The organism is Microvirga pudoricolor (assembly GCF_016892705.1).
GTDB classification, from domain to species: domain Bacteria; phylum Pseudomonadota; class Alphaproteobacteria; order Rhizobiales; family Beijerinckiaceae; genus Microvirga; species Microvirga pudoricolor.
This window is the reverse complement of sequence record NZ_JAFEMB010000003.1, coordinates 361,376-388,158: the sequence shown is the minus strand read 5'-3', so window position 1 is coordinate 388,158 and position 26,783 is coordinate 361,376. Positions and strand designations below refer to the sequence as shown.

Annotated in this window: 28 protein-coding genes; 16 read left to right on the top strand and 12 right to left on the bottom strand. The window is 67.4% G+C overall.

Annotated elements, in window-relative coordinates:
* Positions 1-194: 194 nt before the first annotated feature.
* Positions 195-1,067 (bottom strand): LysR family transcriptional regulator, encoded by an 873-nt coding sequence (locus ILT42_RS13445; protein ID WP_204216120.1) that lies wholly within the window; start codon positions 1,065-1,067, stop codon positions 195-197.
* Positions 1,068-1,167: 100 nt separating this feature from the next.
* Between ILT42_RS13445 and ILT42_RS13440 the strand changes: the two genes are divergently transcribed.
* Complete coding sequence (locus ILT42_RS13440) at positions 1,168-1,326, top strand: DUF1127 domain-containing protein (protein ID WP_204216119.1); 159 nt, start codon at positions 1,168-1,170, stop codon at positions 1,324-1,326.
* Here ILT42_RS13440 and ILT42_RS13435 read toward each other — a convergent pair.
* A complete protein-coding gene (locus tag ILT42_RS13435) occupies positions 1,320-2,198 on the bottom strand; it encodes a lipid kinase (RefSeq protein ID WP_204216118.1) in 879 nt (292 codons plus the stop codon). The two genes, ILT42_RS13440 and ILT42_RS13435, sit on opposite strands and share 7 nt — an antisense overlap.
* Before the next feature lie 184 nt (positions 2,199-2,382).
* Here ILT42_RS13435 and gshB point away from each other — a divergent pair, with 184 nt between their 5' ends.
* Positions 2,383-3,327 (top strand): glutathione synthase, encoded by a 945-nt coding sequence (gene gshB, locus ILT42_RS13430; RefSeq protein WP_204216117.1) that lies wholly within the window; start codon positions 2,383-2,385, stop codon positions 3,325-3,327.
* A gap of 101 nt (positions 3,328-3,428) precedes the next feature.
* Here gshB and hemW read toward each other — a convergent pair whose 3' ends face one another.
* Positions 3,429-4,592: a radical SAM family heme chaperone HemW gene (gene hemW / locus ILT42_RS13425; protein WP_204216116.1), complete on the bottom strand. Its 1,164-nt coding sequence runs from the start codon at positions 4,590-4,592 to the stop codon at positions 3,429-3,431.
* Between the two features lie 131 nt (positions 4,593-4,723).
* On the opposite strand from hemW, the gene ILT42_RS13420 reads away from it, so the two are divergent.
* Together ILT42_RS13420 and ILT42_RS13415 are read left to right on the top strand one after the other, a co-directional pair.
* The gene (locus tag ILT42_RS13420; RefSeq protein WP_204216115.1) at positions 4,724-5,371 is read left to right on the top strand and encodes a TetR/AcrR family transcriptional regulator; all 648 of its coding nucleotides are present in this window, start codon (positions 4,724-4,726) and stop codon (positions 5,369-5,371) included.
* Positions 5,372-5,809: 438 nt separating this feature from the next.
* On the top strand, positions 5,810-6,295 hold the full coding sequence (locus ILT42_RS13415) for a DUF2852 domain-containing protein (protein ID WP_204216114.1): 486 nt from the start codon (positions 5,810-5,812) through the stop codon (positions 6,293-6,295).
* 121 nt (positions 6,296-6,416) lie between these two features.
* On the opposite strand, the gene ILT42_RS13410 is transcribed toward ILT42_RS13415, so the two are convergent.
* Both ILT42_RS13410 and rph read right to left on the bottom strand, forming a co-directional pair.
* Positions 6,417-7,064 carry a non-canonical purine NTP pyrophosphatase gene (locus ILT42_RS13410; RefSeq protein WP_204216113.1) on the bottom strand — a complete coding sequence of 216 codons (648 nt, stop codon included), beginning with the start codon at positions 7,062-7,064 and terminating at the stop codon, positions 6,417-6,419.
* 236 nt (positions 7,065-7,300) lie between these two features.
* Complete coding sequence (gene rph / locus ILT42_RS13405) at positions 7,301-8,014, bottom strand: ribonuclease PH (RefSeq protein ID WP_204216112.1); 714 nt, start codon at positions 8,012-8,014, stop codon at positions 7,301-7,303.
* A 164-nt stretch (positions 8,015-8,178) separates the two neighbouring features.
* Here rph and hrcA point away from each other — a divergent pair, with 164 nt between their 5' ends.
* Positions 8,179-9,258 carry a heat-inducible transcriptional repressor HrcA gene (hrcA, locus tag ILT42_RS13400; RefSeq protein WP_204216111.1) on the top strand — a complete coding sequence of 360 codons (1,080 nt, stop codon included), beginning with the start codon at positions 8,179-8,181 and terminating at the stop codon, positions 9,256-9,258.
* A gap of 160 nt (positions 9,259-9,418) precedes the next feature.
* Here hrcA and ILT42_RS13395 read toward each other — a convergent pair whose 3' ends face one another.
* Positions 9,419-9,955, bottom strand: coding sequence for a Dps family protein (locus ILT42_RS13395; protein WP_204216110.1), 537 nt, complete (start codon positions 9,953-9,955; stop codon positions 9,419-9,421).
* A 208-nt stretch (positions 9,956-10,163) separates the two neighbouring features.
* On the opposite strand from ILT42_RS13395, the gene lepA reads away from it, so the two are divergent.
* Positions 10,164-11,969, top strand: coding sequence for a translation elongation factor 4 (gene lepA / locus ILT42_RS13390; RefSeq protein WP_204216109.1), 1,806 nt, complete (start codon positions 10,164-10,166; stop codon positions 11,967-11,969).
* A 21-nt stretch (positions 11,970-11,990) separates the two neighbouring features.
* On the opposite strand, the gene ILT42_RS13385 is transcribed toward lepA, so the two are convergent.
* Together ILT42_RS13385 and ILT42_RS13380 are read right to left on the bottom strand one after the other, a co-directional pair.
* Complete coding sequence (locus tag ILT42_RS13385) at positions 11,991-12,359, bottom strand: cell division protein ZapA (RefSeq protein ID WP_204216108.1); 369 nt, start codon at positions 12,357-12,359, stop codon at positions 11,991-11,993.
* 11 nt (positions 12,360-12,370) lie between these two features.
* The gene (locus ILT42_RS13380; protein ID WP_204216107.1) at positions 12,371-12,691 is read right to left on the bottom strand and encodes a DUF4164 domain-containing protein; all 321 of its coding nucleotides are present in this window, start codon (positions 12,689-12,691) and stop codon (positions 12,371-12,373) included.
* 222 nt (positions 12,692-12,913) lie between these two features.
* Between ILT42_RS13380 and tkt the strand changes: the two genes are divergently transcribed.
* The 9 genes from tkt to ILT42_RS13335 all read left to right on the top strand — a co-directional run bounded on the left by tkt (position 12,914) and on the right by ILT42_RS13335 (position 23,101).
* Entirely contained in the window at positions 12,914-14,848 is a 1,935-nt protein-coding gene (tkt, locus tag ILT42_RS13375; protein ID WP_229428658.1) for a transketolase, read from the top strand.
* 47 nt (positions 14,849-14,895) lie between these two features.
* The gene (gene gap, locus ILT42_RS13370; RefSeq protein ID WP_204216106.1) at positions 14,896-15,903 is read left to right on the top strand and encodes a type I glyceraldehyde-3-phosphate dehydrogenase; all 1,008 of its coding nucleotides are present in this window, start codon (positions 14,896-14,898) and stop codon (positions 15,901-15,903) included.
* A gap of 38 nt (positions 15,904-15,941) precedes the next feature.
* Complete coding sequence (locus ILT42_RS13365) at positions 15,942-17,138, top strand: phosphoglycerate kinase (RefSeq protein WP_204216105.1); 1,197 nt, start codon at positions 15,942-15,944, stop codon at positions 17,136-17,138.
* 54 nt (positions 17,139-17,192) lie between these two features.
* Complete coding sequence (fba, locus tag ILT42_RS13360; RefSeq protein ID WP_204216104.1) at positions 17,193-18,281, top strand: class II fructose-bisphosphate aldolase; 1,089 nt, start codon at positions 17,193-17,195, stop codon at positions 18,279-18,281.
* A 287-nt stretch (positions 18,282-18,568) separates the two neighbouring features.
* Positions 18,569-19,219: a thiamine phosphate synthase gene (locus ILT42_RS13355; RefSeq protein WP_204216103.1), complete on the top strand. Its 651-nt coding sequence runs from the start codon at positions 18,569-18,571 to the stop codon at positions 19,217-19,219.
* On the top strand, positions 19,219-20,118 hold the full coding sequence (locus ILT42_RS13350; protein ID WP_204216102.1) for a tetratricopeptide repeat protein: 900 nt from the start codon (positions 19,219-19,221) through the stop codon (positions 20,116-20,118). The genes ILT42_RS13355 and ILT42_RS13350 overlap by 1 nt, the downstream gene beginning before the upstream one ends.
* An 85-nt stretch (positions 20,119-20,203) precedes the next feature.
* On the top strand, positions 20,204-20,998 hold the full coding sequence (locus tag ILT42_RS13345; RefSeq protein WP_204216101.1) for an inositol monophosphatase family protein: 795 nt from the start codon (positions 20,204-20,206) through the stop codon (positions 20,996-20,998).
* A gap of 115 nt (positions 20,999-21,113) precedes the next feature.
* On the top strand, positions 21,114-22,076 hold the full coding sequence (locus ILT42_RS13340; protein WP_204216100.1) for a hypothetical protein: 963 nt from the start codon (positions 21,114-21,116) through the stop codon (positions 22,074-22,076).
* Positions 22,077-22,081: 5 nt separating this feature from the next.
* The gene (locus ILT42_RS13335; protein WP_229428657.1) at positions 22,082-23,101 is read left to right on the top strand and encodes a peptidoglycan -binding protein; all 1,020 of its coding nucleotides are present in this window, start codon (positions 22,082-22,084) and stop codon (positions 23,099-23,101) included.
* 140 nt (positions 23,102-23,241) lie between these two features.
* On the opposite strand, the gene ILT42_RS13330 is transcribed toward ILT42_RS13335, so the two are convergent.
* Together ILT42_RS13330 and ILT42_RS13325 are read right to left on the bottom strand one after the other, a co-directional pair.
* Entirely contained in the window at positions 23,242-23,421 is a 180-nt protein-coding gene (locus ILT42_RS13330) for a DUF3606 domain-containing protein (protein ID WP_204216098.1), read from the bottom strand.
* Positions 23,422-23,504: 83 nt separating this feature from the next.
* A complete protein-coding gene (locus tag ILT42_RS13325) occupies positions 23,505-25,304 on the bottom strand; it encodes an ABC transporter transmembrane domain-containing protein (protein WP_204216097.1) in 1,800 nt (599 codons plus the stop codon).
* Positions 25,305-25,464: 160 nt separating this feature from the next.
* On the opposite strand from ILT42_RS13325, the gene rpmE reads away from it, so the two are divergent.
* Entirely contained in the window at positions 25,465-25,701 is a 237-nt protein-coding gene (gene rpmE, locus ILT42_RS13320) for a 50S ribosomal protein L31 (protein WP_204216096.1), read from the top strand.
* A gap of 81 nt (positions 25,702-25,782) precedes the next feature.
* Here rpmE and rcdA read toward each other — a convergent pair whose 3' ends face one another.
* Both rcdA and ILT42_RS13310 read right to left on the bottom strand, forming a co-directional pair.
* The gene (gene rcdA, locus ILT42_RS13315; RefSeq protein WP_324617735.1) at positions 25,783-26,331 is read right to left on the bottom strand and encodes a protease adaptor protein RcdA; all 549 of its coding nucleotides are present in this window, start codon (positions 26,329-26,331) and stop codon (positions 25,783-25,785) included.
* 130 nt (positions 26,332-26,461) lie between these two features.
* Positions 26,462-26,668, bottom strand: a complete 207-nt coding sequence (locus ILT42_RS13310; protein ID WP_204216095.1) for a DUF1192 domain-containing protein — start codon at positions 26,666-26,668, stop codon at positions 26,462-26,464.
* Between the last annotated feature and the right edge of the window lie 115 nt (positions 26,669-26,783).

Sequence of the window (26,783 nt, the reverse complement as noted above, 5' to 3'; positions counted from 1 at the left end):
TCAAAGCCTCATCCTGAGGGAGTTGTGAAGCAACTCGTCTCGAAGGATGGCTCATCCAGCACCGCAAGTACTCCGCTAGAGCCCTCCCTCGGATCAAGTCCGAGGGCAGGCTCTTCGAGACGGGCCTAACGGCCCTCCTCAGGATGAGGTCGAGGGGAGGACGGAGCCCTTCGCAGGGAGGGTGAAGGGTCTCATCAAGCCGCGATCCGGTGCCGGTCCGCCACCGCCTCGCGGATATGGCGGGCCATCTCCTGCACGATGTGGTCGCCGCCGTCCCGGGGCAGGTAGAGGTTGACCGTGAACGCCGGAAGCGGCGGCAGGCCGGATTCGCGGCCGAGTACGTCGAAGCCCTGCGGGACCGTGGAGGCCATCCAGGCCATGACGGCGATGTCGGCCGCGACCGTCGCCACCTGGGCGGTGGTGTTCGTGACCTCCGAGGTGGAACGCCAGGGGATGCCCGCCTCCTGCAGAACCTCGCGGATGGGCGCCCGGAAGGCGCAGTCGGAGCAGCCGATGGACACCGGCAGCGGACGCTGCCCCGCCGCCTCCCCGCCCTTGGCGCCGACCCAGACCAGCCTGTCCATGACGAGGTTCTCGCCCTCCGGGTCGCAGGACATCTCCGTGGCCAGAACGATATCGACCTTGCCGGCTTGAAGTTCTCGCCGCAGCTTGGCGCTCGATCCGCTATTCAAGGAAATCTGCACGCGCGGGTAACTCTTGGCGAAATCCTTCAGGAAGGTGGGCAGGTACGTGGTGATGATGTCGCTCGGAATGCCGAGGCGCACCTCGCCCTCGTATTCCGGCGTCGTCATCTCGGCCCAGATCTCGTCGTTGAGGGCGAGCATCCTCTTGGCCTTGGGAAACAGGCGTTCCCCGCCGCGCGTGAGCGTCATGCCGCGGCGGTCGCGGGTGATGAGCGTCTCGCCCAGCGTCTCTTCCAGGCGCTTGATCTGCTGGCTCACCGCCGCCTGGGTGAGGTTCAGGACGCCCGTCGCGGCGGTCATGCCGCCCGCATCGGCCACGGCTACGAAAGCCCGGAGAAGGCTGACGTCGAGATTGCGTGTCATGGTCGGCCTCGATCACGTTTCATTATCGAAGCAATAATGAACATTCGTTTCACTTATGCAAGGGGCAGACTTAGATTCTCGTCATCAGAGGAGTTCAGTCATGTCCCACAGCATCAAGGAGATTTTCGAAGCCTTCGTCCGCGAGTTTCGCGTCTGGCAAGCCATGCGCGAGGTCGGCACCCTGGACGACGGAGCGCTCCACGACATCGGCATCGACCGTGGCAACATCGAGGACGCCGTCCGGTGCGGCCGTCACTGATCGGAGGGCGCGAACACCGTCACGGCCCCGGGCCGGATGGAGAAATGGGCGGGCGTGTGGGTGACGATCTCACCGTCCGCGTTGATGGGCTTGGGTCTCCGGGTGCGGATATCGAATTCCTGAGCCCGCACGGCCCGCACCTCCCGCCAGGCGCCGTGCGCTCCGGCCCGGAAGGAGCGTGCCATGAAGGCGAGCTTCCAAGCACGCTGGAGTTCGAGGCTGTAGAGATCGAGATGCTCGTCGTCGATGGCCGCATCCTTCTCGACGGCGTTGCCACCGCCGTAATAGCGACCGTTCCCGACCGCGATCTGCAAGGTCTTCACGCGGGCCGTCTCGGTGTCGCTCGAGATGACGGCGCTGAAGGGGCGGGCCTGCGACAGCACTTTCATGGCCACCATGGCATACCCGAAGCGGCCGAACCGCCGCTTGATGTCCTTCGTCAGCTTCTGGGCGAGTTCCGCCGAGAGGCCGAGGCTCGCCACGTTGAAGAAGGGCTGGTCGTTGACGAGACCGAGGTCGATCCGGCGGGTGTGCCCCGCCACGATCACGTCCACGGCCTGGTTGAGATCGAACGGGATGCCTAGGGTGCGGGCGAGATCGTTGGCCGTGCCCAGCGGCAGGACGCCGAGCGGCAGCCCGGTCTCGATCACGCCCAAAGCCGCCGCGTTCATGGTGCCGTCGCCGCCTCCCACCACCACCATGTCGACCTCGTCCCGATGCTTCACGATCATGGGCGAGAGCTCGTCCCGGTGGCCGCATTCGCGGTGAAGGGGCTCGATGCCGTGAGACGTGAGCGCCTCGACGGAAGCCTGGAGATTGGCTTCGCCGCTGCGGCTTTTGCCATTGACGATGAGAAGGGCGCGCTGGGGCATGGAGCCTCAATGTGGGGGCGGGAAGCTTGACTGCAAGGCCGGGCCGGATCCGACGGACCAGCCTCGCTATGAACGCCGCCGCGCGCCAATCCGTTCAACCGATTCCCGGGGCGGTTGCCATTCGGGTCGTCCGGCCCGATAACGCCGCTTCCCGACCATCCCGCTTCCCCTGGGAGAGTGACGCATGAGCCTGACCGTGGCGGTCCAGATGGACCCGATCCAGCGCATCAAGATTACCGGCGATTCCACCTTCGCGATGCTGCTGGAGGCGCAACGGCGCGGCCATCGCCTCCTTCACTACACGCCCGAGCGCCTCACCCTGCGCGACGGCAAGGTCACGGCCATGGCGGAGGCCCTCGAGGTCAGGGACGTGGAGGGCGACCACTACACCCTCGGGACGCCGGAGCGGGTCGATCTGGCCGGCGTCGACGTGGTGCTGCTGCGCCAGGACCCGCCCTTCGACATGGCCTACATCACCACCACCCACCTCCTGGAGCGCATCCACCCGCAGACCCTGGTGGTGAACGACCCGGCTCAGGTGCGCAACGCGCCCGAAAAGATCTTCGTGCTGCAGTTCCCGCACCTGATGCCGCCCACCATGGTGACCCGCGAGAAGGCCGAGATCGAGGAATTTCGGGCCGAGCACGGCGACATCATCATGAAGCCGCTCTACGGCAACGGGGGCGCGGCGGTGTTCAAGGTCGGCCGGGAGGACCCGAATTTCGGCTCCCTGTTCGACCTGTTCAGCGCCACGTTCCGGGAGCCCTGGATGGTGCAGCGCTTCCTGCCGAAGGTGAGCGAGGGCGACAAGCGCATCATCCTCATCGACGGCGAGGCCGCCGGCGCCATCAACCGGGTGCCCGCCGCCAACGACATCCGCTCCAACATGGTACGAGGCGGCGCCGCCAAGCCCACCGAGCTCTCCGAGCGCGAGCGCGAGATCTGCGAGACCATCGGGCCACACCTCAAGGCCATGGGCCAGATCTTCGTGGGCATCGACGTGATCGACGGCAACCTCACCGAGATCAACGTCACGTCCCCCACGGGCCTACGCGCCATCAAGCGCCTCGGCGGGCCGGACCTCGCCGTGACGCTCTGGGACGCCATCGAGAGCAAGGTGGCGCGGTAGGACGATCGTCATCCCGACAAAGGCCGGTGCGGACGCTCAGACACTGCAGATTGTCAGACGATCCCGGATCGGCTGCGCCGTCCGGGATGACAAGCCATCATTCACGCCGCCAGCTCAGCGATCACCGAATTCAGCACCGGAAAGCCCTTCTTGGTCACGGCGAGGCGCGTGTTCGCGTGGCGGGCGATCAGGCCTTCTTCCTCCAGGATCCGGGCGCGCCGCTCGTTGATGGCGCGGCCCGTGAACGCCTCGAAGCGGCGGGGGTCGATGCCCTCTTTCAGGCGCAGGCCCATGAGGAGGAACTCGTCGCCCTCGGCGGTCGAGGACAGGATCTCTTCGTCCACGATCCCATGCCCGTCGCGCTCCACCCGCTCCAGCCAGGTTTCGGGATGCAGCTCGGTCGAGGTGGCGAGGCGGGCGTTGCCGGTGACGAGCCGGCCATGGGCGCCGGGGCCGATGCCCGCGTACTCGCCATAGCGCCAATAGACCAGATTGTGCCGCGATTCCGCGCCCGGCCGGGCGTGGTTCGAAATCTCGTAGGACGGTAATCCGAGCCGGTCGCAGGTCTCCTGGGTGATGTCGTAGAGGGCGCGGCCCGTCTCCTCGTCCGGCATGGTGAGCTTGCCGGCGTTGTACAGGCGCTCGAACCAGGTGCCGGGCTCGATCGTGAGCTGGTAGAGGGACAGGTGCTCCACGGCGCGGGCGATGGCGCGCTCCAGCTCCGCCTTCCAGGCCTCGGGGGTCTGGTCCGGGCGGGCATAGATCAGATCGAAGGAATAGCGCTCGAAGATCGAGGCCGCCACATCCACTGCCGCCAGGGCCTCGTCGACGGAATGCATGCGCCCCAACCGGCGCAGGTCCGTGTCGTTCAAGGCCTGCACGCCGAGCGAGACCCGGTTGACCCCCGCCGCCCGGTAGCCGCGAAAGCGCTCCGCCTCGACGCTGGTCGGGTTGGCCTCGAGGGTGACCTCCGCCTTCGGGTCCACGGCCCAGGTGCCGCCGACGGCATCGAGGATCGCGCCCACGGTCTGAGGCTTCATGAGCGAGGGCGTACCGCCGCCGAAGAAGATGCTGGTCACGGTCCGGCCCGGAACCCGCGCCGCAACATGGGCAATCTCGCGCCGGAACGCCGCGAGATATCGCTCCTGGTCCACCGGCTGGTGGCGCACATGGCTGTTGAAGTCGCAATAGGGGCACTTGGAAGCGCAGAAGGGCCAGTGGAGATAGACGCCAAAGCCCACATCGCGCGTCGGATGATCGATCATGGGCGCTATATGGCAGCTTCGCACCAGATTTTGAACATCTTTGCACTGGGGCGGTTCCTCCCATGCGGCCCCGCGCCTAGCCTCCCCTCACGGATTGGCCTAGGGTCGCCCGAACACGACAAGGACCCACGATGCGGCATTGGCGCGGCCCGTTCGACCGGCAGGGCTACCACCACGGCAACCTGAAGGAGGCGCTGATCGAGGCGGCTCAGCGGTTCATCGCGGAGCGGGGCCTGGGCGGCTTCACGCTCGCGGACGCCGCCAAGCTCGTGGGCGTGACCCCCGCCGCCCTCTACCGCCATTTCCGGGGCCGCGACGCGCTGGTGGCCGAGGTCGCCTTCCGGGGCTTTTCCGACCTGGCCGAGCGCTTGGGACGGGCCCTCAAGAGCGACGGCACGCCGCTGGAGCGCTTCACCCGCATGGGCGAGGCCTATCTGGCCTTTGCCGAGCAGGAGCCGGGCTTCTACACCGCCATGTTCTCACCCCGCCCGGCGGACGGGGACCCCAAGGCCTCGGCCTGCGACGGCAAAGCGGACAAGCCCTCTCCTCCGGGGGCCTTCGACCTCCTGGTCAAAGCGCTCTCCGAGACCTTCCCGGACGGCTTCAAGGACGTGGACACCCGCTTCATTGCCGTCGAGGTCTGGGCCCTGTCCCACGGGATCGCCACCCTGGATGCGGCCGGACAGCTCCCGAAGGGTCCCGGCATGCCGGATAAGTACGAGTTGCTGCGCGCCGGCGTGCTGGCGCTGGTGCATGGGGCGCTGAAGCGCGGTGCCTAGACTCCCTCTCCCGGACGGGAGAGGGCTGGGGTGAGGGCGTGCGGGTTGTCGTGACACACACCTGAGCCGATTCACGCTGCAGCTCTCCTCCCCGTGGATATGGGGCCTGCCTGATATGCGATTTGATGGGCGCAAGTCCGAAGCATCCGACTTGCGATGGCGAGGGTTCGGAGGTGTGACCGCGCGCATTCATGGGTCCGGAGCCAGCACCCCCACCCTAACCCTCCCCACAAGGAGGAGGGGATAGCGTCTTGAGTCCTCGCGCAGTCCCGAAAGGTCTCTCCCTCACCCCTGCCCCTCTCCCGCCCGGGAGAGGGGATTCCCCCGCACTTGAATTTTCCTCAAAAAATATTCCATCACCGCCACCCCGCCACCTCTTGAAAGCCTTGGCCGGGCCCCGCATGTAAATGTTGTTAGCATTAACATGCGGGAGCCAACATGACGTTTTCGACTTCCACCGCCTGGAACACGGGCACCCCCTCGCGCCGCTGCGGGCGGCCGCCACGCCGGACGCTGGAGATCGTCGGCATCGTCGTGGCCTTCGTGTGGTTCTGGCCCGTGGCCTTGGCCTACGTGGTCTGGAAGATGATGGGCTATCCGAAGTCCGACCAGCTGCGCGGCTATTTCCAGGATGCCTTCGGACGCTTCGAGCAGGCCTTCAAGGGCTCGGGCCGGGGCTTCGGCGGCGGCGGGTTTGGCGGCGGCTTCGGCCCTGGCTCGACCGGCAACGCCGCCTTCGACGAATACCGCCGCAAGGAGATTGAGCGCCTCGAGGCTGAGCGCCGCAAGCTCGACGAGGAGGCCCGTGCGTTCTCCGACTTCGTCGAAGAGCTGAAGCGCGCCAAGGACCGCGAGGAGTTCGACGCCTTCATGGCCAAGCGTCGCGCGGACCAGACCGGTCCCGCAACCGACGCTTCGATCTAAGCCTCGAACAGCGAGGGCGCCCCCGGGCGCCTTTTCGGGAGCCGGTTCCACCGCCGTGGAGCCGGCTCTCTTCCTATTTGCGCCGGTCTCGCGTGGACCGAGGCTGCGCCGGAGGCAGGCCTCAGGCGCGCTTGAGGCTCCCCTCGGCCAGCTTCACGAAGGCCCGCGCCCGATGCGACAGGGCCTTTGCGCCATCCTTGACCCAATCCACGCCGTGCTTCGTCTCGGACGGCATCTCGCCGAAGGTCTCGTCGAACCCTTCCGGCTGGAACATGGGATCGTAGCCGAACCCCTTCTCGCCGCGCGGCGGCCAGATCACCTGCCCATGAACGCGGCCCTCGTAGAGCTCCTCGTGCCCGTCCGGCCAGGCGATGACGAGGGCCGATACGAAATGAGCCCGCCGGGACGCCGGATCGTCGGGCACGTGGCGCTTCCGGAGCTCCCGCTCCACCCGGCTCATGCCGGCCATGAAATCCTTGTTCGGCCCGACCCAATCCGCCGTGAACAGCCCCGGCGCACCGTCCAGCGCCTCGACGCACAGGCCGGAATCGTCGGAGAGCGCGGGCAGGCCCGTGGCCTTGGCGGCCGCATGGGCCTTGATGGCGGCGTTCTCGGCGAACATGTGCCCGGTCTCGTCGGGCGACGGCAGGCCGAGATCCCCGGCCGACACGGCCTCGACCCCGAACGGAGCCAGCAATTCCTGCATCTCGCGCAGCTTGCCCGCGTTGTGGGTGGCGATGACGACCTTGCCGGTAAGCTGACGGGGCATTCGTTTTGTCCTTATACGGTCAGGTAGGCCCTCATCCTGAGGGAATGGCGCAGCCATTCGTCTCGAAGGATGGTCCAGCGGAGTGTTTCCAGTGCCAACTGGAGCCCTCCTTCGAGACGGCCTGACGGCCTCCTCAGGATGAGGCCTTCGAGATGGCCAGACGGCCTCCTCAGGATGAGGTCTTCGAGACGGCCTGACGGCCTCCTCAGGATGAGATCGAGTTATTTTGGAGAAGCTTACGCCACCGCCTTCTTCTGCAGGTCCACAAGCTGGTTCACCCCGGCCTTGGCGAGCCGCAGGAGGCTCAGGAACTCGTCCTCGGAGAAGGGCTTGCCCTCCGCCGTGCCCTGCACCTCCACGATGCCGCCCGAACCCGTGATCACGAAGTTGGCGTCCGTTTCGGCGGAAGAATCCTCTGCATAGTCCAGGTCGAGCACCGGGGTCCCCTGGTAGATGCCGCAGGAGACCGCAGCTACGGGTTCGCGCAGCGGGTTGATGGAGATGATCGACCGGCCCTGCATCCAGGCGAAGCAGTCGTGCAAGGCCACCCAGGCGCCCGTGATGGAGGCCGTGCGGGTGCCGCCATCCGCCTGGATCACGTCGCAATCCACCACGATCTGGCGCTCGCCCATGGCGGGCAGGTTCACGACGGCGCGCAGGCTGCGCCCGATGAGGCGCTGGATTTCCTGGGTGCGGCCTGACGGCTTGCCCGAATTGACCTCGCGGCGGGTGCGCTCGTGGGTGGCGCGGGGCAGCATGGAATACTCCGCCGTGACCCAGCCCTTGCCGGTGCCCCGCAGCCAGGGCGGACCCTTCTCCTCGAGCGAGGCGGTGCACAGCACGCGGGTGTTCCCGAAGGAGACGAGGCAGGAGCCTTCCGCATAGCGGGCGACGCCGCGCTCCAGGGTGACGGGGCGCAACTCGTCGGGCGCGCGCTTGGATGGCCGCATGGCGGAAACTCCTTGGGGGGCGATCAGGTGGCTGGCGTCTTAAAGTCTGCGCCGGGGCGCCGCAAGGCCGCGAGCCCCGAAAGACTTGCCTAAAGCGTCGTCCGACCGCACATAATGCGGTTCGATCCGACCCCTGTGGACGCGTTTCAAGTACCTGGATGCACGTGAGCGGCTTCAATCCCTTCGAGACCCGCGCCATCGCGGACCTGAACGACCGCTCGCGCGAGATCTTCCGCCAGATCGTCGAGAGCTATCTCGTCACGGGCGAGCCGGTGGGATCGCGCAACCTCTCGCGCATCCTGCCCATGCCCCTCTCGCCCGCCTCGATCCGCAACGTGATGGCGGACCTGGAGGCGGCCGGGCTCATCTTCGCGCCCCATACCAGCGCCGGACGCCTGCCCACCGAGACGGGCCTGCGCTTCTTCGTGGACGCCATGATGGAGATCGGCGACGTCACCGCCGAGGAGCGCGCCCGGATCGAGGCCCAGATGAAGGCCGCCGCCTCCGGCCACACCCTGGAGACCGCCCTGGCGGAGGCCTCCGCGCTCCTGTCGGGCGTCTCCCGCGGGGCTGGCGTGGTGGTGACGTCGAAATCCAACGCGCGCCTCAAGCACATCGAGTTCGTGCGCCTCGACCCGGCCCGCGCCCTCGTGGTGCTGGTCTCGGACGACGGCTCCGTGGAAAACCGCCTGCTCGACCTGCCGCCCGGCCTGCCGGCCGGCGCCCTGATCGAGGCCGGCAACTTCCTCAACGCCCGCATCCAGGGTCGGACCTTGGGCGACCTGCGCACCGAAATCCAGGCCCGGCGCGACGAGATGGAGCGGGAGCTCGACACGCTCACGGCGCGTCTCGTGGAGGCGGGGCTCGCCACCACGGTCGGACCGTCCGGGGCGCGACAGCTCATCGTGCGCGGTCAGGCCAATCTCCTGGAGGACCTGAAGGCCGTCGAAGACCTGGACCGCGTCCGCCTGCTCTTCGCCGATCTCGAGACCCAGACCGACGTGATCGATCTCCTGACCCGCGCCGAGGGCGGCGAAGGCGTGCGCATCTTCATCGGTTCGGAGAACAAGCTCTTCTCGCTCTCGGGCTCCTCGATGATCGCCGCGCCATTCCGTGACGGAAACCAGAAGATCGTGGGCGTGGTGGGCGTGATCGGCCCGACCCGGCTCAACTATGCCCGCATCGTGCCCATGGTGGATTATACCGCCCGGGTGGTCTCGCGCATCCTCGAGCAGGGCCGCTGAGGCTCCACCGGCGGCGTTACGCGTTGGGGGACCCTCAGGACCACAGGTTGGCCCTCCTCAAGAGCCAAAGTTTCGAAAGGAGCCGCGATGGTGCGCGCGAGCGGCGCGACGATCCCCGCTCGCCTCCCGCCCGGTTCGGGTTGAACCGGCCCGTAGCGGGCTAGTGGCCGGTCTGGTCCGCCCCGCGCGCGGCCTCGAACAGGAACCACGTCCGGCGCTCGGTCTCGTCGATCCAGTTCTCGATGAGGCTCGCGGTGGCCACGTCGCCGTTCTCGTCGCAGAGTTCGTGAGCCTCGCGCAGGTTGGCGGCGAAGTCCCGGTTGTCGTTCATCAGCTCGCGCAGCATGTCGAGGGGCGCCACGAATTCTTCGTTGTTATCCTTCACCCGCTGGAGCGAGGCGATCTGGCCGATGGACCGGAGGGTGTTGCCGCTGATCTTGCGCACGCGCTCGGCCATGTCGTCGGTGGTGGCGAAGATCTGGTCGGCCTGCTCGTCGAGCAGCAGATGGTAGTCTCGGAAATGCGGACCGCTCATGTGCCAGTGAAAGTTCTTCGTCTTGAGGTAGAGCGCGAAGGTATCGGCCAGGAGCACGTTCAGGGCCTGCGTGATGGCCTGAACGCCGTTGGACTTCAGATCGGTGGGCGTATCGAGTTGGGGCGCCTTCTTGCGGGTCGGCACGACGCGGTCCTTGGCCATGGGGGGTCTCCTGGGGTTGGGAGGGTGCGACCGGGCCATCCCGGCCGGATGAACACGGATCAACGCCGTGTGTAGGAAAGCGTTGCCCTAACGGTAACACCGGCCGTGCCCCTAGGAAAGACTTCCGCCGCACGTGACACCGGCTTCCCTTGGCTTTGAGGGCCCACCCTGCTATTGCGGCCGGGTCCTTCCTATATTTTGCAGCATTATGACCGCCCGCACCTTCGACAACATCCGCAACTTTTCCATCGTGGCCCATATCGACCACGGGAAATCGACCCTGGCCGACCGGCTGATCCAGACGACCGGGGCGCTCTCGGCGCGCGAGATGACGGAGCAGGTGCTCGACAACATGGATATCGAGCGCGAGCGCGGCATCACCATCAAGGCCCAGACCGTGCGCCTCAACTACCTGGCGCAGGACGGCAAGACCTACATCCTCAACCTGATGGACACCCCCGGCCACGTGGACTTCGCCTACGAGGTCTCGCGTTCGCTCGCAGCCTGCGAGGGCTCGCTTCTCGTGGTGGACGCCTCTCAAGGCGTGGAAGCCCAGACGCTGGCCAACGTGTATCAGGCCATCGACGCCAACCACGAGATCGTGCCCGTCCTCAACAAGATCGACCTGCCTGCCGCCGATCCGGACCGGATCAAGGAGCAGATCGAGGAGGTGATCGGCATCGACGCCTCGGAGGCCGTGCCGGTCTCGGCCAAGAGCGGGCTCAACATCGAGGGCGTGCTGGAGGCCATCGTCACCAAGCTGCCGCCGCCCAAGGGCGACCCGGATGCGCCGCTCAAGGCCCTGCTGGTCGATTCCTGGTACGACGCCTATCTGGGCGTCGTGGTGCTGGTGCGCATCATCGACGGCACGATGAAGAAGGGCCAGACCATCAAGATGATGGGCACGAACGCGTCCTACGGCCTCGACCGCGTCGGCGTGTTCTCGCCCAAGATGCAGGAACTGGCCCAGCTCGGTCCTGGCGAGGTCGGCTTCTTCACGGCCTCCATCAAGGAGGTGGCCGATACCCGCGTGGGCGACACCATCACGGACGACCGCAAGCCCACCGCGCAGGCGCTTCCGGGCTTCAAGCCCGTGCAGCCCGTGGTGTTCTGCGGCCTCTTCCCGGTGGACGCCGCCGAGTTCGAAAACCTGCGCGCCGCCATGGGCCGCCTGCGCCTCAACGACGCCAGCTTCTCCTACGAGATGGAAAGCTCGGCCGCTTTGGGCTTCGGCTTCCGCTGCGGCTTCCTGGGCCTCCTGCACCTGGAGATCATCCAGGAGCGCCTGGAGCGCGAGTTCAACCTCGACCTGATCTCCACGGCCCCGTCCGTGGTCTATCACCTGAACCTGCGCGACGGCTCGAAAATCGAGTTGCACAATCCGGCCGACATGCCGGACGTGATGAAGATCGAGACCATCGAGGAGCCGTGGATCCGCGCCACGATCCTCACCCCCGATGAATATCTCGGCTCGGTGCTCAAGCTGTGCCAGGAGCGGCGAGGCGTGCAGATCGACCTGAACTATGTCGGCAAGCGCGCCATGGTGGTCTACGACCTGCCGCTGAACGAGGTGGTATTCGATTTCTACGACCGCCTGAAGTCGATCTCGAAGGGCTACGCGTCCTTCGACTACCACATCTCCGACTACCGCGAGGGCGACCTCGTGAAGATGTCGGTGCTGGTGAACGCCGAGCCCGTGGACGCGCTCTCCATGCTGGTCCACCGGGACCGGGCCGAGGGCCGCGGCCGCGCCATGTGCGAGAAGCTGAAGGAACTCATCCCGCCGCACATGTTCCAGATCCCGGTCCAGGCCGCCATCGGCGGCAAGATCATCGCCCGCGAAACCATCCGGGCCCTTCGCAAGGACGTGACCGCCAAGTGCTACGGCGGCGACGCCTCGCGCAAGCGCAAGCTGCTCGACAAGCAGAAGGAAGGCAAGAAGCGGATGCGCCAGTTCGGCAAGGTCGACATCCCGCAGGAAGCCTTCATCGCCGCGCTGAAGATGGACAGCTGAGGGCGATCCGGCGGGTCCGGCTCACCCCTGCGCCGCGGTGCTCAGACCCCGGGCGATCTTCTCGATCCGCTCGGCCGCCAGGGTGAGGCCATCCGCGAAGCGGGCTTCCGCCGCCTCGATGCGCTCGTCTCCGGCGGATGCGGCCCGGCGCAGCCCCGCAAGCTCGGTCTCGAGGGCGGCGATCCGGCGCTTGGTTTCGGCCATCTCGTCCGCGATGGTGATGGCCGCCATCACGTGGAGGCGCATGTCGCCGATTTCGCCGAAGGACCGGCGCATCTCCTCGATCTTGCCGTCATAGAAAGCCGCAAGACCTTCCAGATGGCTCTCCTCCCCGTCCCCGCAGGCGATGCGGTACGTCCGGCCCGCGATGTTGACTGCCACCTGCGCCATCTCCGGCCTCCTCAGCCGTCCTGGGGCTCGAGAGCCCGGGCCCGTTCGAGAACGCCCCGCACCGCCCCCATGGCGGACGCCACCCGGCGGCCCACATCGTCCGTCACGGCCTCGAAGCGGGCCAGGCGGGTCAGGGCCCCGTCGAGCTCCACGGCGAGGCGCGCCCGGTCGTCCTGCATGATCTGAAGCTCCGTCTCCAGGCTGCCGCGGCTGCGCTCCGCCTCCAGGCGGCGCGCGATGGACGCCTCCAGCAGGCCCAGCGCGCCGTCCAGCCGTTTCAACGCATCGTCGAGCCGCGAACTCATCATGCCTCCGGGAATCGGCTTCGACACTAGGCCTCCCCGGCCGTAGCGGCAACGGTTCTTAAGGAGATCGTCCGTCTCCAGCCTTTGACTCGGCATAGCCCCGTGTTAAGGGAGCCCCAATCCTTCCCCACCGGCCAGCCTCACGTGGGATGGCCGCTCCAGACCTTTGGATCACGAGCCGTGACTGACACCGTTTCCGCCGATCGCATCCCCCACGCCGATCTGGCGAACGCCGTGCGCGTCCTTGCCATGGATGGCGTCGAGCAAGCCAAGTCGGGGCATCCGGGCCTGCCCATGGGGGCGGCCGACATGGCCACCGTCCTGTTCACGCAATTCCTGAAATATGACGCCGCCGACCCGAAATGGCCCGACCGCGACCGGTTCGTGCTCTCGGCGGGCCACGGCTCCATGCTGATCTACGCCCTCCTCCACCTGACGGGCGTCGAAGGCGTCACCATCGACGAGCTGAAACGCTTCCGCCAGCTCAACTCCAAGACCCCGGGCCACCCCGAGAACTTCATGACGCCGGGCGTCGAGACGACGACCGGACCCCTCGGCCAGGGCATCGCCACGGCGGTCGGCATGGCCATCGCGGAGCGGATGCTCAACGCCGAGTACGGCGACGATCTCGTGGACCACCACACCTACGTGATCGCCTCCGACGGCGACCTCATGGAGGGCATCAGCCACGAGGCCATCGCGCTGGCGGGCCACCTGAAGCTCAACCGCCTTATCGTGCTCTTCGACGACAACGGCATTTCCATCGACGGCCCCCTGTCGCTCTCCGACTCGGTCGACCAGGTGAAGCGCTTCGAGGCTGCCGGCTGGGCCGCCGTGCGGGTCGACGGTCACGATCCGAAGGCGATCGCGGAGGCTCTCGCGGCCGCCAAGGCCTCGGACCGCCCCACCCTCATCGCGGCCAAGACCACCATCGGCTACGGCGCTCCCAAGAAGGCCGGCACCTCCAAGGCCCACGGCGAGCCCCTGGGCGCCGAGGAGATGGCAGGCGCCAAGGCGGCCTATCGCTGGACCCACGCGCCCTTCGAGATCCCGGCCCCCATCAAGGATGCCTGGAGCCAAGCAGGCCGCAAGAGCGGGGGTCAGCGCAAGGCATGGGCGGATCGCCTCGCCGCGTTGTCGCCCGACAAGCGCGCCGAGTTCGAGCGCCGGATCGGGGGCGAACGCCCCAAGGCGCTCGCCGAGGCGGTGGCCAAGCTGAAGGACAAGCTTCTGGCCGAGCCCCAGAACGTCGCGACCCGCAAGGCGAGCGAAATCGCCCTGGAAGTCATCACCGAGGCCGTGCCGGAGCTGGTGCTCGGCTCCGCCGACCTGACGCCCTCCAACAACACCAAGACCAAGAACCTGACGGCGATCTCGCCCGGCCAATACGCGGGCCGCTATATCCATTACGGCATCCGCGAGCACGGCATGGCGGCGGCCATGAACGGCATCGCGCTCCATGGCGGCATCATTCCGGCGGGCGCGACCTTCCTGGTCTTTGCCGATTATGCCCGCCCCGCCATGCGCATCGCGTCGCTCGCCGGGATCCCGGTCGTCTACGTGATGACGCACGATTCCATCGGCCTCGGCGAGGACGGCCCGACCCACCAGCCCGTGGAGCACCTGGCCTCCTTACGCTCCATGCCGAAGATGCGGGTCTACCGCCCTGCCGACGCCATCGAGACCGCCGAGTGCTGGCAGCTCGCCCTCGAGCGCACGGACGGCCCGAGCCTCCTGGCGCTCACCCGCCAGAATCTGCCGCAGGTTCGCAAGGAGGGCGGCGCCGACAACCGCTCGGCCACCGGCGCCTACGAGCTTTCGCCCGCGCGTGAGAAGGCCCGCGCCACGATCTTCGCGTCCGGCAGCGAGGTCGAGATCGCGCTCGCGGCCCAGAAGCTGCTGGAAGAGAAGAACTTCCCGGCCCGCGTGGTCTCCGTGCCGTCCCTGGACCTGTTCCTGGCCCAGCCCGAGGACGTGAAGAAGCGGATCATCGGCGATGCGCCCGTCAAGGTCGCGGTCGAGGCCGCCGTGCGCTTCGGCTGGGACGCGGTCATCGGCTCGGACGGAATCTTCGTCGGCATGAGCGGCTTCGGGGCCAGCGCGCCCTATAAGGACCTCTACAAGTACTTCGGCATCACGGCGGAGGCCGTCGCCGAGAAGGTGCTCAGGACGCATAACCTCTAAACGTTCGGGGTCCTCTCGGACCGGATTTTGCTCAAGGGAGACAGATTATGACGGTGAAGGTTGCCATCAACGGCTTCGGGCGCATCGGGCGCAACATCCTGCGCGGCATCGTGGAGAGCGGCCGCAAGGACATCGAGGTCGTGGCCATCAACGACCTCGGCCCCATCGAGACGAACGCCCACTTGCTCCGCTTCGATTCCGTCCACGGGCGCTTCCCGGCCGAGGTGAAGGTCGATGGCGACAACCTCGTCATCAACGGCCAGAAGATCCGCGTCACGGCCATCAAGGACCCGGCGACTCTGCCGCACAAGGAACTCGGCGTCGACATCGCGCTGGAATGCACCGGCATCTTCACCTCGAAGGACAAGGCCTCCGCGCACCTGACGGCGGGCGCCAAGCGCGTCATCGTGTCGGCACCGGCGGACGGCGCCGACCTCACGGTCGTGTACGGCGTCAACCACGACAAGCTGACCAAGGACCACCTCGTCATCTCGAATGCCTCGTGCACCACGAACTGCCTCGCGCCCGTCGCGAAGGTGCTCCAGGACACGATCGGCATCGAGAAGGGCTTCATGACGACGATCCACTCGTACACGAACGACCAGCCCACCCTCGACCAGATGCACAAGGACCTCTACCGCGCCCGCGCGGCGGCCCTGAACATGATCCCGACCTCCACCGGCGCCGCCAAGGCCGTGGGCCTCGTGCTGCCGGAGCTGAACGGCAAGCTCGACGGCTCGTCGATCCGCGTGCCCACCCCGAACGTGTCCGTGGTCGATTTCAAGTTCGTGGCCAAGAAGAACACCTCCGTCCAGGAGATCAACGCGGCCATCAAGGCGGCGGCCGACGGCCCGCTCAAGGGCATCCTGGGCTACACGGACCAGCCCAACGTCTCGTCGGACTTCAACCACGATCCGCACTCTTCCGTGTTCCACCTCGACCAGACCAAGGTCATGGAGGGCAACTTCGTGCGCGTGCTGTCCTGGTACGACAACGAGTGGGGCTTCTCGAACCGCATGGCGGACACCGCCGTCGCCATGGCGAAACTGATCTAGAGCCGTTTCGCCGAAGACCGTTCCGACCCGAGGCCACCATGACCGCTGCACCCTTCAAGACTCTCGACCAAGCCAGCCTGAAGGGCCAGCGCGTCCTCGTGCGCGTGGACCTGAACGTCCCGATGGAAAACGGCCGGATCACCGACGCGACGCGCATCGAGCGCGTCGTGCCGACGATCCGCGAAATCGCCGACAAGGGCGGGCGGGTGATCCTGCTCGCCCATTTCGGGCGGCCCAAGGGCCGCGATCCGAAAGAATCGTTGAAGCCGGTCGCGGAAGCGGTTTCCCAGCATATCGGCCAGCCGGTGGCCTTCGCGGATGACTGCGTCGGCGAGCCCGCCCAAAAGGCCGTCGCGGCCCTCAAGGACGGCGACGTGCTGCTGCTCGAGAACACCCGCTTCCACGCGGGCGAGGAGAAGAACGACCCTGCCTTCGTGGCCGAACTCGCCAAGCTCGGCGACCTCTACGTGAACGACGCCTTTTCGGCGGCCCACCGGGCCCATGCCTCCACCGAGGGGCTGGCTCGCGCGCTTCCGGCCTTCGCGGGCCGCACCATGCAGGCCGAGCTGGAAGCGCTGTCCAAGGGCCTCGAGGCTCCGGCCCGGCCCGTGGTCGCCATCGTGGGCGGCGCGAAGGTCTCGACCAAGATCGACCTGCTCGAAAACCTCGTCACCAAGGTCGACGCCCTCGTGATCGGCGGCGGCATGGCCAACACCTTCGTGCACGCGACAGGCCTCGGCATCGGCAAGTCGCTGGCCGAGAAGGACCTGGCCGCCACCGCCCAGCGGATCATCGACAAGGCCCGCGAGGCCAACTGCGCCATCATCCTCCCGGTCGACGGCGTGTGCGCCTACGAATTCAAGGCGGGTGCCGCCAATCACACTTACGGCATCGACGCGATCCCCGAGGACCAGATGATCCTCGACGTGGGCTCGCAATCGGTGGAGCGCGTGAACGCGGCCATCAACGACGCCAAGACGCTTGTCTGGAACGGCCCGCTCGGGGCCTTCGAGATCGCGCCCTTCGACCAGGGCACGGTGGCGGCGGCCCGCCATGCGGCGCAGCGCACCAAGGAGGGCAAGCTCGTCTCGGTGGCGGGCGGCGGCGACACGGTCGCGGCCCTCAACCATGCTGGCGTGGCGGACGATTTCACCTATGTATCGACGGCAGGCGGCGCCTTCCTCGAATGGCTCGAAGGCAAGCCGCTGCCGGGCGTGGACGCCCTGAAAGCCTAAAACGATCAAGGGGCCGCACAGCCGGCTCGAACGCGCAACAACCAGGAGGACGACGTGGCCCGCATTACCTTAAGACAGCTCCTCGATCACGCTGCCGAAGAAGGCTACGGCGTGCCCGCCTTCAACATCAACAACATGGAGCAGGCGCTGGCCATCATGGCGGCCGCCAGCGAGGTCGACGCCCCGGTCATCATCCAGGCTTCCCGCGGCGCGCGCTCCTACGCCAACGACGTCATGCTCAAGCACATGATGGACGCCGTCACCGAGATCTATCCGCAGATCCCGGTCTGCGTGCATCTCGACCACGGCAACGAGGCCGCCACCTGCATGACCGCCATCCAGGCGGGCTTCACCTCCGTAATGATGGACGGCTCGCTCAAGGCCGACGGCAAGACCCCGGCCGATTGGGACTATAATGTGGGCGTGACCCGCAAGGTCACCGAGATGGCCCATCTGGGCGGCATCTCGGTCGAGGGTGAGCTCGGCGTTCTGGGCTCCCTGGAGAGCGGCGAAGGCGAGGCCGAGGACGGTCACGGCGCCGAGGGCAAGCTCTCCCACGACCAGCTCCTGACCAACCCGGACGAGGCCGTGAAATTCGTGGCCGAGACCAAGGTCGACGCGCTCGCCATCGCCATGGGCACCTCCCACGGCGCCTACAAGTTCACCCGCAAGCCGGACGGCGACATCCTCGCCATGAAGGTGATCGAGGAGATCCACGCGAAGCTCCCGAACACCCATCTGGTGATGCACGGCTCGTCCTCGGTGCCGCAGGACCTCCAGGACATCATCAATCAGTACGGCGGCCAGATGAAGCCGACCTGGGGCGTGCCCGTGGAAGAGATCCAGCGCGGCATCAAGAACGGCGTGCGCAAGATCAACATCGACACGGACAACCGCATGGCCATGACGGGCCAGATCCGCAAAATCCTGTCCGAGAGCCCCGGCGAGTTCGACCCGCGCAAGTACCTGAAGCCCGCCATGGAGGCGATGACGAAGCTCTGCAAGCAGCGCCTGCAGGAGTTCAACACCGCCGGCCAGGCCTCCAAGATCAAGCGCGTCCTGACCCCGGCCGAGATGGCTAAGCGCTACGCCTCGGGCGAACTCGACCCGAAGTTCGGCGCCAGCCGCCAGGCCGCCGAGTAGAAGCCTGCACCTCCAGTGCCCTCATCCTGAGGGCCCGCGCAGCGGGCGTCTCGAAGGATGATCCAGAGAGCACTGGAGACGCCACATCCTTCGAGACGAATTGCTCCGCAATTCCCTCAGGATGAGGCTTCGAGGCGAGACCTTGGCCCGAGCATGAGGGCCCTAGGAAACGCTCCTTCACCCGACCCGGCTTTCGCCGCAATCGTCATCGAGAAAACGGGGCCTCGCAAGACGGCCCCGTTTTCATTAGAACAGCCCTGTCCTATTCTCTGACCCCACGACGGAACATGGCCGAGCCCGCCTCCCGCCTCTATCTCATCACACCCCTCCTGGACGACGCCTCCTTCGCGCCCCGCCTCACTGAAGCCTGCGCGGCCGGGGACGTGGCCGCCGTGCTGCTGCGCCTGGCGCCGTCCGACGAGCGGGGCCTCATCAACCAGGTCAAGGCCCTGGTGCCCGCCGTGCAGGAGCATGGGGCCGCCGCCATCGTGAGCGTCGAGGGCGAGGCCGACCTCGCCACGGTTGCGGCCCGGGGCGGCGCGGACGGGGTCCACTTGACCGGCCCCCGAACCTCGGTCCGAGAGCTGCGCGAGCGCCTGAAGGGCGAGCGCGCCATCGGGGTCGGCGGAATCCGCACCAAGGATGACGCCATGGTTCTGGGCGAAGCCGGGGTCGATTACCTGCTCTTCGGCGAGCCCCGCCCCGACGGATCCTTGCCCGCCTTCGAGTCCACCCTCGAACGGGCGGCCTGGTGGGCCGAAATCTTCGAGACGCCGGGCGTCGCCTTCGCGCCGAGCCTCGACGACGTGGCGGCCCTGTCCGAGACCGGGATCGAGTTCGTCGCCCTCGGCGATGCGGTTTGGTCGCATTCCGAAGGACTCGCCAAGGCCGTCCAGGCGGCCGTGAAGAGCCTCGCCGAACGGGAGGCCCGCGCCTGATGGTGCGCCTTTCCGCCGCCCTCCTGGCCCTGGCCCTCTCCTCCGGGGTGGCCCTCGCCGCGACCGAGCCGGACCTGGCTTACGGCGCCTATCAGCGTGGCCTCTACGTGACAGCCCTGCGCGAGGCGACCTTGCGCCTGGAGAAGAACCCCAATGACGGTTCGGCCCTGACTCTCCTGGGGGAAATCTACAACCAGGGCCTCGGCGTCCCCATGGACCCGAAGCGGGCCGCGAGCTGGTATCAGCTCGCCGCCAAGCAGGGCGACGCCCACGCCCTGGCGTCGCTCGGGCTCATGGCCCTGGACGGGCGCGGCATCGACAAGAACCCCGCGCAGGGGCGCGCCTGGCTCGAAGAGGCCGCCGCCAAGGGCGAACCCACGGCCTCCCACAACCTCGCCCTGCTGCTTCTCACCAGCAATGCCGATTCCGACCTGAAGCGGGCCGCGGCGCTCCTGCGCAAGGCCGCCGATTTCGAGATCGCGGACGCCCAGCATGCCCTGGGGGTCCTCTACCTGCGCGGTCGGGGCGTGGCCAAGGACCCGAAGGAAGCCGCCCGCTATTTCGAGCGCGCGGCCCGCAACGGCAGCTCCGTGGGCGAGGTCGAGTACGCGATCCTGCTTTTCAACGGGGATGGCGTGAAGGCCGACGAGGCCCAAGCCGCGCGCTACTTCCGCCGCGCCGCCGCCAAGGGCAACGCCATCGCCCAAAACCGCCTCGCCCGGATGCTGGCGGCGGGACGGGGCGTGCCGCAGAACAAGGTCGACGCGGCCGCCTGGCAGCTCATCGCGGCCGGCCAGGGCCTCAACGACGCCTGGCTCGACAACGCCCTCAAGGACATGAGCGCGGAGGACCGCACCCGGGCCGAGAAACTCGCCGCCGAACGGCTGGGCGCCCGGTAATTCTACCCCTGCCGCGCTTGACGCGCGCGCGCTGCCGTGATCATCACCCACCCCTCTCCCGCTCTTCGACCAGGACCGCCCGACCATGATCCGCTCGCCCCTCATGACCGTCATGACCGATGCCGTGATGAAGGCCTCGCGTTCCCTCAAGCGTGATTTCGGCGAGGTCGAGAACCTGCAGGTGTCTCGCAAAGGCCCCGGCGATTTCGTGTCGGCGGCGGACCGCAAGGCCGAGAGCATCCTGCGCGAGGCCCTGGAGAAGGCCCGTCCGGGCTACGGATTCGTGATGGAGGAGAGCGGCGTCGTGCACGGCACCGACCCGGACCACCGCTGGCACATCGACCCGCTGGACGGCACGACGAACTTTCTCCACGGCCTGCCCCATTTCGCCATTTCGGTCGGCCTGGAGCGGGACAACCAGATCGTGGCCGGCGTGGTCTACGACCCGGCCAAGGACGAGATGTTCATCGCCGAGAAGGGCAAGGGCGCGTTCCTGAACAACCGCCGCATCCGCGTGGCGGCCCGCAACGCCATGGACGACGCCGCCATCGGCTGCGGCCTGCCCCATATCGGCAAGGGCGACCACGGCCTCTGGCTGCGGGAGGCCGCCGCCGTCATGGGCGAGGCCGGCGGCATGCGCCGCTGGGGGGCTGCGGCGCTGGATCTGGCCTATGTGGCCTGCGGCCGCCTCGACGCCTATTGGGAGCGAGGCCTCAATTCCTGGGACATCGCGGCCGGAATCATCCTGATCCGGGAGGCGGGCGGCTACGTGTCCGACGCCGATGGCGGCCCTGACCCGCTGCTGAAGCGCTCCATCGCCTGCGGCAACGAGTTTACCCACCGCGAGCTGCTCAAGCTTCTCAAGAAGGCGAAAAGCTGAGCCCTCGCCCCATATTCCTGTTGTTGGCGCAAGAGCCACGCCCGGCTGTGCTTGATCCCAGGCGGTCGGGCCGTCACAGTAACGCCCGTAACGTAACAGGATGAGCGCGCCGGAGATGAACTCCCAACCCCTGACACCGCCACGCATCTACCTGATCCGCATGGCGGTCTTCCTGGTGCTGGCGGGCTTCATCGCCTTCATTCTCTACAAGCAGATCCTGGAAGCGTTCCTGGCCAATCCCGGCCTCAACGCTCTCATTCTCGGCGTGATGGTCATCGGCATCGTGCTGGCGATCCGGCAGGCCTGGCGGCTCTATCCCGAGATCCACTGGGTCAATGCCCTGCACCGCTCCGAGGACGGCATCGCGCTGCCGGAGACCCCGACCCTGCTGGCCCCCATGGCGGCCCTCATCGGCAACCGGTCGAACCGCTCCGCCCTGTCCGTCACGGCGACCCGCTCGCTCCTGGACTCCGTGGGCGCCCGCCTCGACGAGAGCCGGGAGATCGTGCGCTACCTCGCGGGCCTCCTGATCTTCCTGGGCCTGCTGGGTACCTTCTGGGGCCTCATCGAGACCGTGGGCTCGGTCGGACGCATCATCGCGTCCCTGCGCACGGGCCAGGACGCGAACGTGCTGTTCGACGAGCTGAAGAATTCGCTGGCCGGTCCGCTCCAGGGCATGGGCCTGTCCTTCTCGGCCTCCCTCTTCGGCCTCGCCGGGTCCCTGGTGCTGGGCTTCCTCGACCTTCAGGCCGGCCAGGCGCAGAACCGCTTCTACACCGAGCTGGAGGACTGGCTCGCGGTCTCGACCCAGGACACTCCGGTGGACCTGAACAACCGCCCAACCACCTCCAACGATCTCGCGCTCGCGCTCAACCGCCTCACCGCCGCCGTGAACGACGGCGCCGGGGGCCGCGCCTCCACCCAGGCCATGGCGAACCTTGCCGAGGGCGTGCAGGGCCTCGTCCAGCACATGCGCTCCGAGCAGCAGATGATCCGCGACTGGGTCGAGGCTCAAGCCACCCGTGAACGGGAGCTGAAGCAGGTGCTCGACCGCCTGTCCCGTGAAAGGCTGCCCTGATGCCCATGGCCAGCGGCGGACGGCGCAGGGGCGGCCGGAGCGAGATCAATTATTGGCCGGGCTTCGTCGACGCACTCTCGACCCTGCTGCTTGCCATCGTGTTCCTGATCTCGATCTTCATGATCGGCCAGTTCTTCCTGTCCCGCGAATTGTCGGGCCAGAGCACGGTGCTCGACCGGCTCAACCGCCAAATCTCCGAGCTGACGGATCTTCTGGCCCTGGAACGCTCCGGCCGCCGCACCGCCCAGGACAGCATCAACGCTCTCCAGACGACCCTTCAGGCAGCCGAGGCCGACCGCGCCCGCCTTCAAGGCCTCATCGAGAGCGGCGCTTCGCAGCAGGCCCAGGCCGGGGAGCTGAACGCGGCCCTCGACGCCGAGAAACAGGCGACCGGGCGGGCGCTCAGCCAGGTTGAGATCCTCAACCAGCAGATCGCCGCCATGCGCCGCCAGCTCGCGGCGCTCGAGGAGGCCCTCTCGGCCTCGGAATCCCGCGACAAGGACAGCCAGGCCCGCATCGCCGATCTCGGCAGCCGGCTGAACGTGGCCCTGGCCCAGCGGGTGCAGGAGCTGGCCCGTTACCGCTCCGACTTCTTTGGCCGCCTGCGCCAGATCCTCGGCAACCGCCAGGACGTGCGCATCGTGGGCGACCGCTTCGTGTTCCAGTCGGAGGTGCTGTTCCCGGCCGGCCAGGCGAACCTGCGGCCGGAAGCGGCGGGCGAACTCGACCGCATCGCCAGCGCGCTCGTCGAATTGGAGCGGCAGATCCCGCCCGATATCCCCTGGGTGATCCGCGTGGACGGCCACACGGACAACCGCCCCATCGCGACCCCGCAATTCCCGTCCAACTGGGCCCTGTCGGCTGCCCGGGCCATCGCGGTGGTGCAGGCGCTCGCCGCGCGGGGTATAGCGCCCCAGCACCTCGTCGCGGCGGGGTTCGGGGAGTACCAGCCCCTGGATCTGGGCGCCACGGACGAGGCCTTCGCCCGCAACCGCCGCATCGAGCTGAAGCTCACGGAACGGTAGAAACTAAGTTTTGCGTGTTTCTGACCTCATCCTGAGGGAATTGCGAAGCAATTCGTCTCGAAGGATATGTCCAGTGTTCTCCGAGCCCTCCTTCGAGACGCCGCTTTCGCGGCTCCTCAGGATGAGGTCGAGGGTTGGAATTAAGATTTCCCCAGCGCCTTCGCGACCGCCGAGGCGCTGACCCCGACCCGCTTGACGGTGTCGGCCAGTTGCTCCTTGGACACGCCGAATTTGCCAGTCCAGTAACGGACCTCCCAATCCTCGTTCATGTTGATGCGGGAAGCGTCCTGGGGGGCTTTCTTGCTCATGCTGTCGGGCATGGGATTTCTCCTCTGGCGGAAAAATGCCAGGCTTGGCTGGCGCCAAACCAACAAGCGTGAGCGTCGATGGTTCGAGCTTGGCCTTACTCCGCCGCTTGCGCCGGCCCCTCGTCCCCCGTGAACTGGAGCCGGGCGAGGCGGGCGTAGAGGCCGCTCTTGGCGAGGAGCGCCTCGTGGGTGCCCTCCTCGACGATCCGGCCGTGGTCCATCACCAGGATGCGGTCGGCGGACCGGACGGTGGCGAGGCGATGGGCGATGACCAGGGTGGTGCGGCCTTCCATGAGCCGGTCGAGGGCCTGCTGCACCTTGCGCTCGCTCTCGGCGTCGAGGGCCGAGGTCGCCTCGTCGAGGAGCAGGATCGGGGCGTCCTTGAGGATGGCGCGCGCAATCGCGATGCGCTGGCGCTGGCCGCCTGAGAGCGTCACGCCGCGCTCGCCGATAATCGTGTCGTAGCCGTTCGGCAGGGCCTGGATGAAGCCGTCCGCCGAGGCGAGCGCCGCAGCAGAGCGCACCCGCTCCTCCGTGGCGTCCGGGGAGCCGTAGCGGATGTTCTCCAGCACGGTCGTGGCGAAGATGGTCGATTCCTGCGGCACGAGAGCCATGCGGGCGCGAAGCGCGTCCGGGTCGGCCTCGTTCACCGGAACGCCATCCACCAGGATCGTGCCTTCTTGGGGATCGTAGAAGCGCAGGAGCAGCTGCAGGACGGTGCTCTTGCCCGCGCCCGACGGCCCCACCAGGGCGACCCTTTCGCTTTGGGCGACCCGGAAGGTCAGGCCGTGCAGGGCCGACTGCTCGCGTCGGGTCGGATAGGAGAAGCCCACATTCTCGAACGCGATGGTGCCGAGCGGCGGCTCCGGCAGAGGCTTCGGCTTGGGCGGTGCCGCGACGGCGGGCTCGGTGGCCAGGATCTCGCCGATACGCTCGGCGGCGCCCGCCGCCTGGGCGAGTTCGCCATAGACCTCCGAGAGCTGGCCGAGCGAACTCGCGGCGAAGACCGCGTAGAGCACGAATTGCGACAGGGTGCCGGCCGTCATGGTGCCGGCCATGACCCCTTGGGCCCCGTACCAGAGCACGCCCACCACGCTCGCCGAGACCAGGAACAGCCCCACGCCCGTGAGATAGGACCGCATGGTGGTGGACAGCCGGGCCGCCTCGAAGGCCTCCTCGGCGGCGCCCTGGAAGCGCGCGGCCGTGGCGCCCTCCATGCCGAAAGCCTGCATGGTGCGCACCGCGCCGACCGCCTCGGCCGCATAGGCGGAGGCGTCCGCCAGCCGGTCCTGCGCGGCCCGGGAGCGGCGGCGCACGGCCCGGCCCGACATCACGAGGGGCAGGACGATGACGGGAATCGCGATGAGCACCAGGGCCGAGAGCTTGGGGCTCGTGACGATCATCAAGGCGGCGGCGCCGATGAACAGCATGGCGTTGCGCAGCGCGATGGAGATGCTGACCCCGAAGGCCATCTTGACCTGGGTGGTGTCGGCGGTGAGGCGCGAGACCAATTCGCCGGTCTTCGACCGGTCGAAGAAGGCGGGGTCGAGGATCGTCAGGCGGCGGAAGACGGCGGCGCGTAGGTCCGCCACGACCCGCTCGCCGAGGGTGATGACGCAGTAATAGCGCAGCGCGCTCGCGCCTGCCAGGACGCCCACGATCACCAGCAGCATGCCGAAATAGGCGTTGATGAGGCTCCGGCCTTCTTCCGAGAACCCGAAATCGATCACGCGCCGCACCGCGATGGGCATCACCAGGGTGGCGCCGGACGCCGCGATAAGCGCCAGAAGAGCCGCCAGGATTCGGCCCTTATAGGCCAGCGCGTAAGGCACGAGCGGCCGGAGGGAGCCGAGGGGCGCCTTGGCGCGGGACGGGGTGTCGCGGGTTGCGGCCATGGAACTTTCGAATCAGGTGTTTTCAGCCGAACGAGGCCTTACCACCTTCATGGCGGCTTGTTTCAGGGTTCCAAGTGAGGTATAGGCGCGCAATCTTCAAGAACAGGTTCGACCTAAGGCGGCAGGTCGCCGTATCGGCAGACCGCGAAAGGACATGGCAATGGCTAAGGCTCCCACGGAACACCCGGACTACCACTACATCAAGGTCGTGATGACCAACGGCACCGAGTTCACGACCCGGTCGACCTACGGCAAGGAGGGCGACACCCTCAACCTCGACATCGACCCCAACACCCATCCGGCCTGGACCGGCGGCACCCAGCAGCTGCTGGACCGCGGCGGCCGCCTGTCGCGCTTCAACTCGAAGTTCGGCAACATGGCCTTCGGCAAGAAGTAAGCCGGTCGAGCCCCTCCGGCTCCCTGCAAAAAAGCCCTGCTCACGCAGGGCTTTTTCTTTGTCTGTCCTCGATGGAGCCGCTCAATCGGCCCCCACGCGGTCCAGCCCCCCGAAAGCACGGGCCAGCAGGGAGTGCTGCACGGCCACCGGATTGGCGTCGCAGGCCCTGGGCTTGGCCGCCTCGCCGTCCGTGATCAGCTGCTCCAGATGGATGATCCGCGCCTGGAACCGGGCCGCGAAGCCGATCAGCTCGCGCAGGCGGGCCGGCAGGGCCTCGAAATCGTCCACTGACGTCGTGGTGTCTCCGGAGGGCAGCCGGACCCGGTTGCGCTCGGCCTGGGCCTGGCCCGGCGACATCTCGCCCTCGGCCACCGCGCGCTGCAGGAGCAGCCAGGACGCGACCTGCATCAGGCGCGTCGTCAGCCGCATGCTTTCGCTCGCATAGGCCACCACCGCGCCCCGGGGCAGGCCTCTGGAATCCTCTCGCCCCTGCCCGTCCAGATAGGCGGCCGTCTCCTCGACAAGCTCCATGCCCTCCTGGAACAGGGCCCGGAACGCCTCCGAGCGCACGAAGTTGCGCCCGAACCGAACCGGATCCTGACTCAGCGTGATCACATCGGGTTCGCTCACCCACCGCCTCCCGGAAATTCGCCCAGGCCGCCCGCCTGGGACATCGTCACGGGATCACTATAGAGGCTTGCAGGCGGGGGCGCTCCGGTAACCCGATCTTAACGTTAAGGCCGGGATGGCGACGCGGCCGTCACGTGGAGCCCAGGTTGAAGATCGCGCTGGCGGCGTCGCGGGAGGTCTCCTTGCTGGCCTTGGCCTCTTTCAGCCGGCCGATCTCCCTCTCCAGGAGTTCGACCCGTTCATCGAGTTCATGGATCGACAGCAGGGACAGATCCTGACCGATCTCGTGTCCCGCGGCGGTTCTGGCGGGCTCGTCGGCGAAGGGATCGAAAGCCATGGCGTTGTTCTCCTCGATGGCCTCAAGAGGTTAGGGCACTTTTCCGCAAAGAGGACCCTCTTTCCGGCATACCCGACCCGACGCGGATCCTCGGCCGGCCTTCCCGCCGCCCTAT

What these genes read in the sequence shown, in the direction of transcription:
- ILT42_RS13445 (WP_204216120.1), bottom strand. Translation starts at nt 1,067, where the DNA reads ATGACACGCAATCTCGACGTCAGCCTTCTCCGGGCTTTCGTAGCCGTG.
- ILT42_RS13440 (WP_204216119.1), top strand. Translation starts at nt 1,168, where the DNA reads ATGTCCCACAGCATCAAGGAGATTTTCGAAGCCTTCGTCCGCGAGTTT.
- ILT42_RS13435 (WP_204216118.1), bottom strand. Translation starts at nt 2,198, where the DNA reads ATGCCCCAGCGCGCCCTTCTCATCGTCAATGGCAAAAGCCGCAGCGGC.
- gshB (WP_204216117.1), top strand. Translation starts at nt 2,383, where the DNA reads ATGAGCCTGACCGTGGCGGTCCAGATGGACCCGATCCAGCGCATCAAG.
- hemW (WP_204216116.1), bottom strand. Translation starts at nt 4,592, where the DNA reads ATGATCGATCATCCGACGCGCGATGTGGGCTTTGGCGTCTATCTCCAC.
- ILT42_RS13420 (WP_204216115.1), top strand. Translation starts at nt 4,724, where the DNA reads ATGCGGCATTGGCGCGGCCCGTTCGACCGGCAGGGCTACCACCACGGC.
- ILT42_RS13415 (WP_204216114.1), top strand. Translation starts at nt 5,810, where the DNA reads ATGACGTTTTCGACTTCCACCGCCTGGAACACGGGCACCCCCTCGCGC.
- ILT42_RS13410 (WP_204216113.1), bottom strand. Translation starts at nt 7,064, where the DNA reads ATGCCCCGTCAGCTTACCGGCAAGGTCGTCATCGCCACCCACAACGCG.
- rph (WP_204216112.1), bottom strand. Translation starts at nt 8,014, where the DNA reads ATGCGGCCATCCAAGCGCGCGCCCGACGAGTTGCGCCCCGTCACCCTG.
- ILT42_RS13395 (WP_204216110.1), bottom strand. Translation starts at nt 9,955, where the DNA reads ATGGCCAAGGACCGCGTCGTGCCGACCCGCAAGAAGGCGCCCCAACTC.
- lepA (WP_204216109.1), top strand. Translation starts at nt 10,164, where the DNA reads ATGACCGCCCGCACCTTCGACAACATCCGCAACTTTTCCATCGTGGCC.
- ILT42_RS13385 (WP_204216108.1), bottom strand. Translation starts at nt 12,359, where the DNA reads ATGGCGCAGGTGGCAGTCAACATCGCGGGCCGGACGTACCGCATCGCC.
- tkt (WP_229428658.1), top strand. Translation starts at nt 12,914, where the DNA reads ATGGATGGCGTCGAGCAAGCCAAGTCGGGGCATCCGGGCCTGCCCATG.
- gap (WP_204216106.1), top strand. Translation starts at nt 14,896, where the DNA reads ATGACGGTGAAGGTTGCCATCAACGGCTTCGGGCGCATCGGGCGCAAC.
- ILT42_RS13365 (WP_204216105.1), top strand. Translation starts at nt 15,942, where the DNA reads ATGACCGCTGCACCCTTCAAGACTCTCGACCAAGCCAGCCTGAAGGGC.
- ILT42_RS13355 (WP_204216103.1), top strand. Translation starts at nt 18,569, where the DNA reads ATGGCCGAGCCCGCCTCCCGCCTCTATCTCATCACACCCCTCCTGGAC.
- ILT42_RS13350 (WP_204216102.1), top strand. Translation starts at nt 19,219, where the DNA reads ATGGTGCGCCTTTCCGCCGCCCTCCTGGCCCTGGCCCTCTCCTCCGGG.
- ILT42_RS13345 (WP_204216101.1), top strand. Translation starts at nt 20,204, where the DNA reads ATGATCCGCTCGCCCCTCATGACCGTCATGACCGATGCCGTGATGAAG.
- ILT42_RS13340 (WP_204216100.1), top strand. Translation starts at nt 21,114, where the DNA reads ATGAACTCCCAACCCCTGACACCGCCACGCATCTACCTGATCCGCATG.
- ILT42_RS13335 (WP_229428657.1), top strand. Translation starts at nt 22,082, where the DNA reads ATGGCCAGCGGCGGACGGCGCAGGGGCGGCCGGAGCGAGATCAATTAT.
- ILT42_RS13330 (WP_204216098.1), bottom strand. Translation starts at nt 23,421, where the DNA reads ATGCCCGACAGCATGAGCAAGAAAGCCCCCCAGGACGCTTCCCGCATC.
- ILT42_RS13325 (WP_204216097.1), bottom strand. Translation starts at nt 25,304, where the DNA reads ATGGCCGCAACCCGCGACACCCCGTCCCGCGCCAAGGCGCCCCTCGGC.
- rpmE (WP_204216096.1), top strand. Translation starts at nt 25,465, where the DNA reads ATGGCTAAGGCTCCCACGGAACACCCGGACTACCACTACATCAAGGTC.
- ILT42_RS13310 (WP_204216095.1), bottom strand. Translation starts at nt 26,668, where the DNA reads ATGGCTTTCGATCCCTTCGCCGACGAGCCCGCCAGAACCGCCGCGGGA.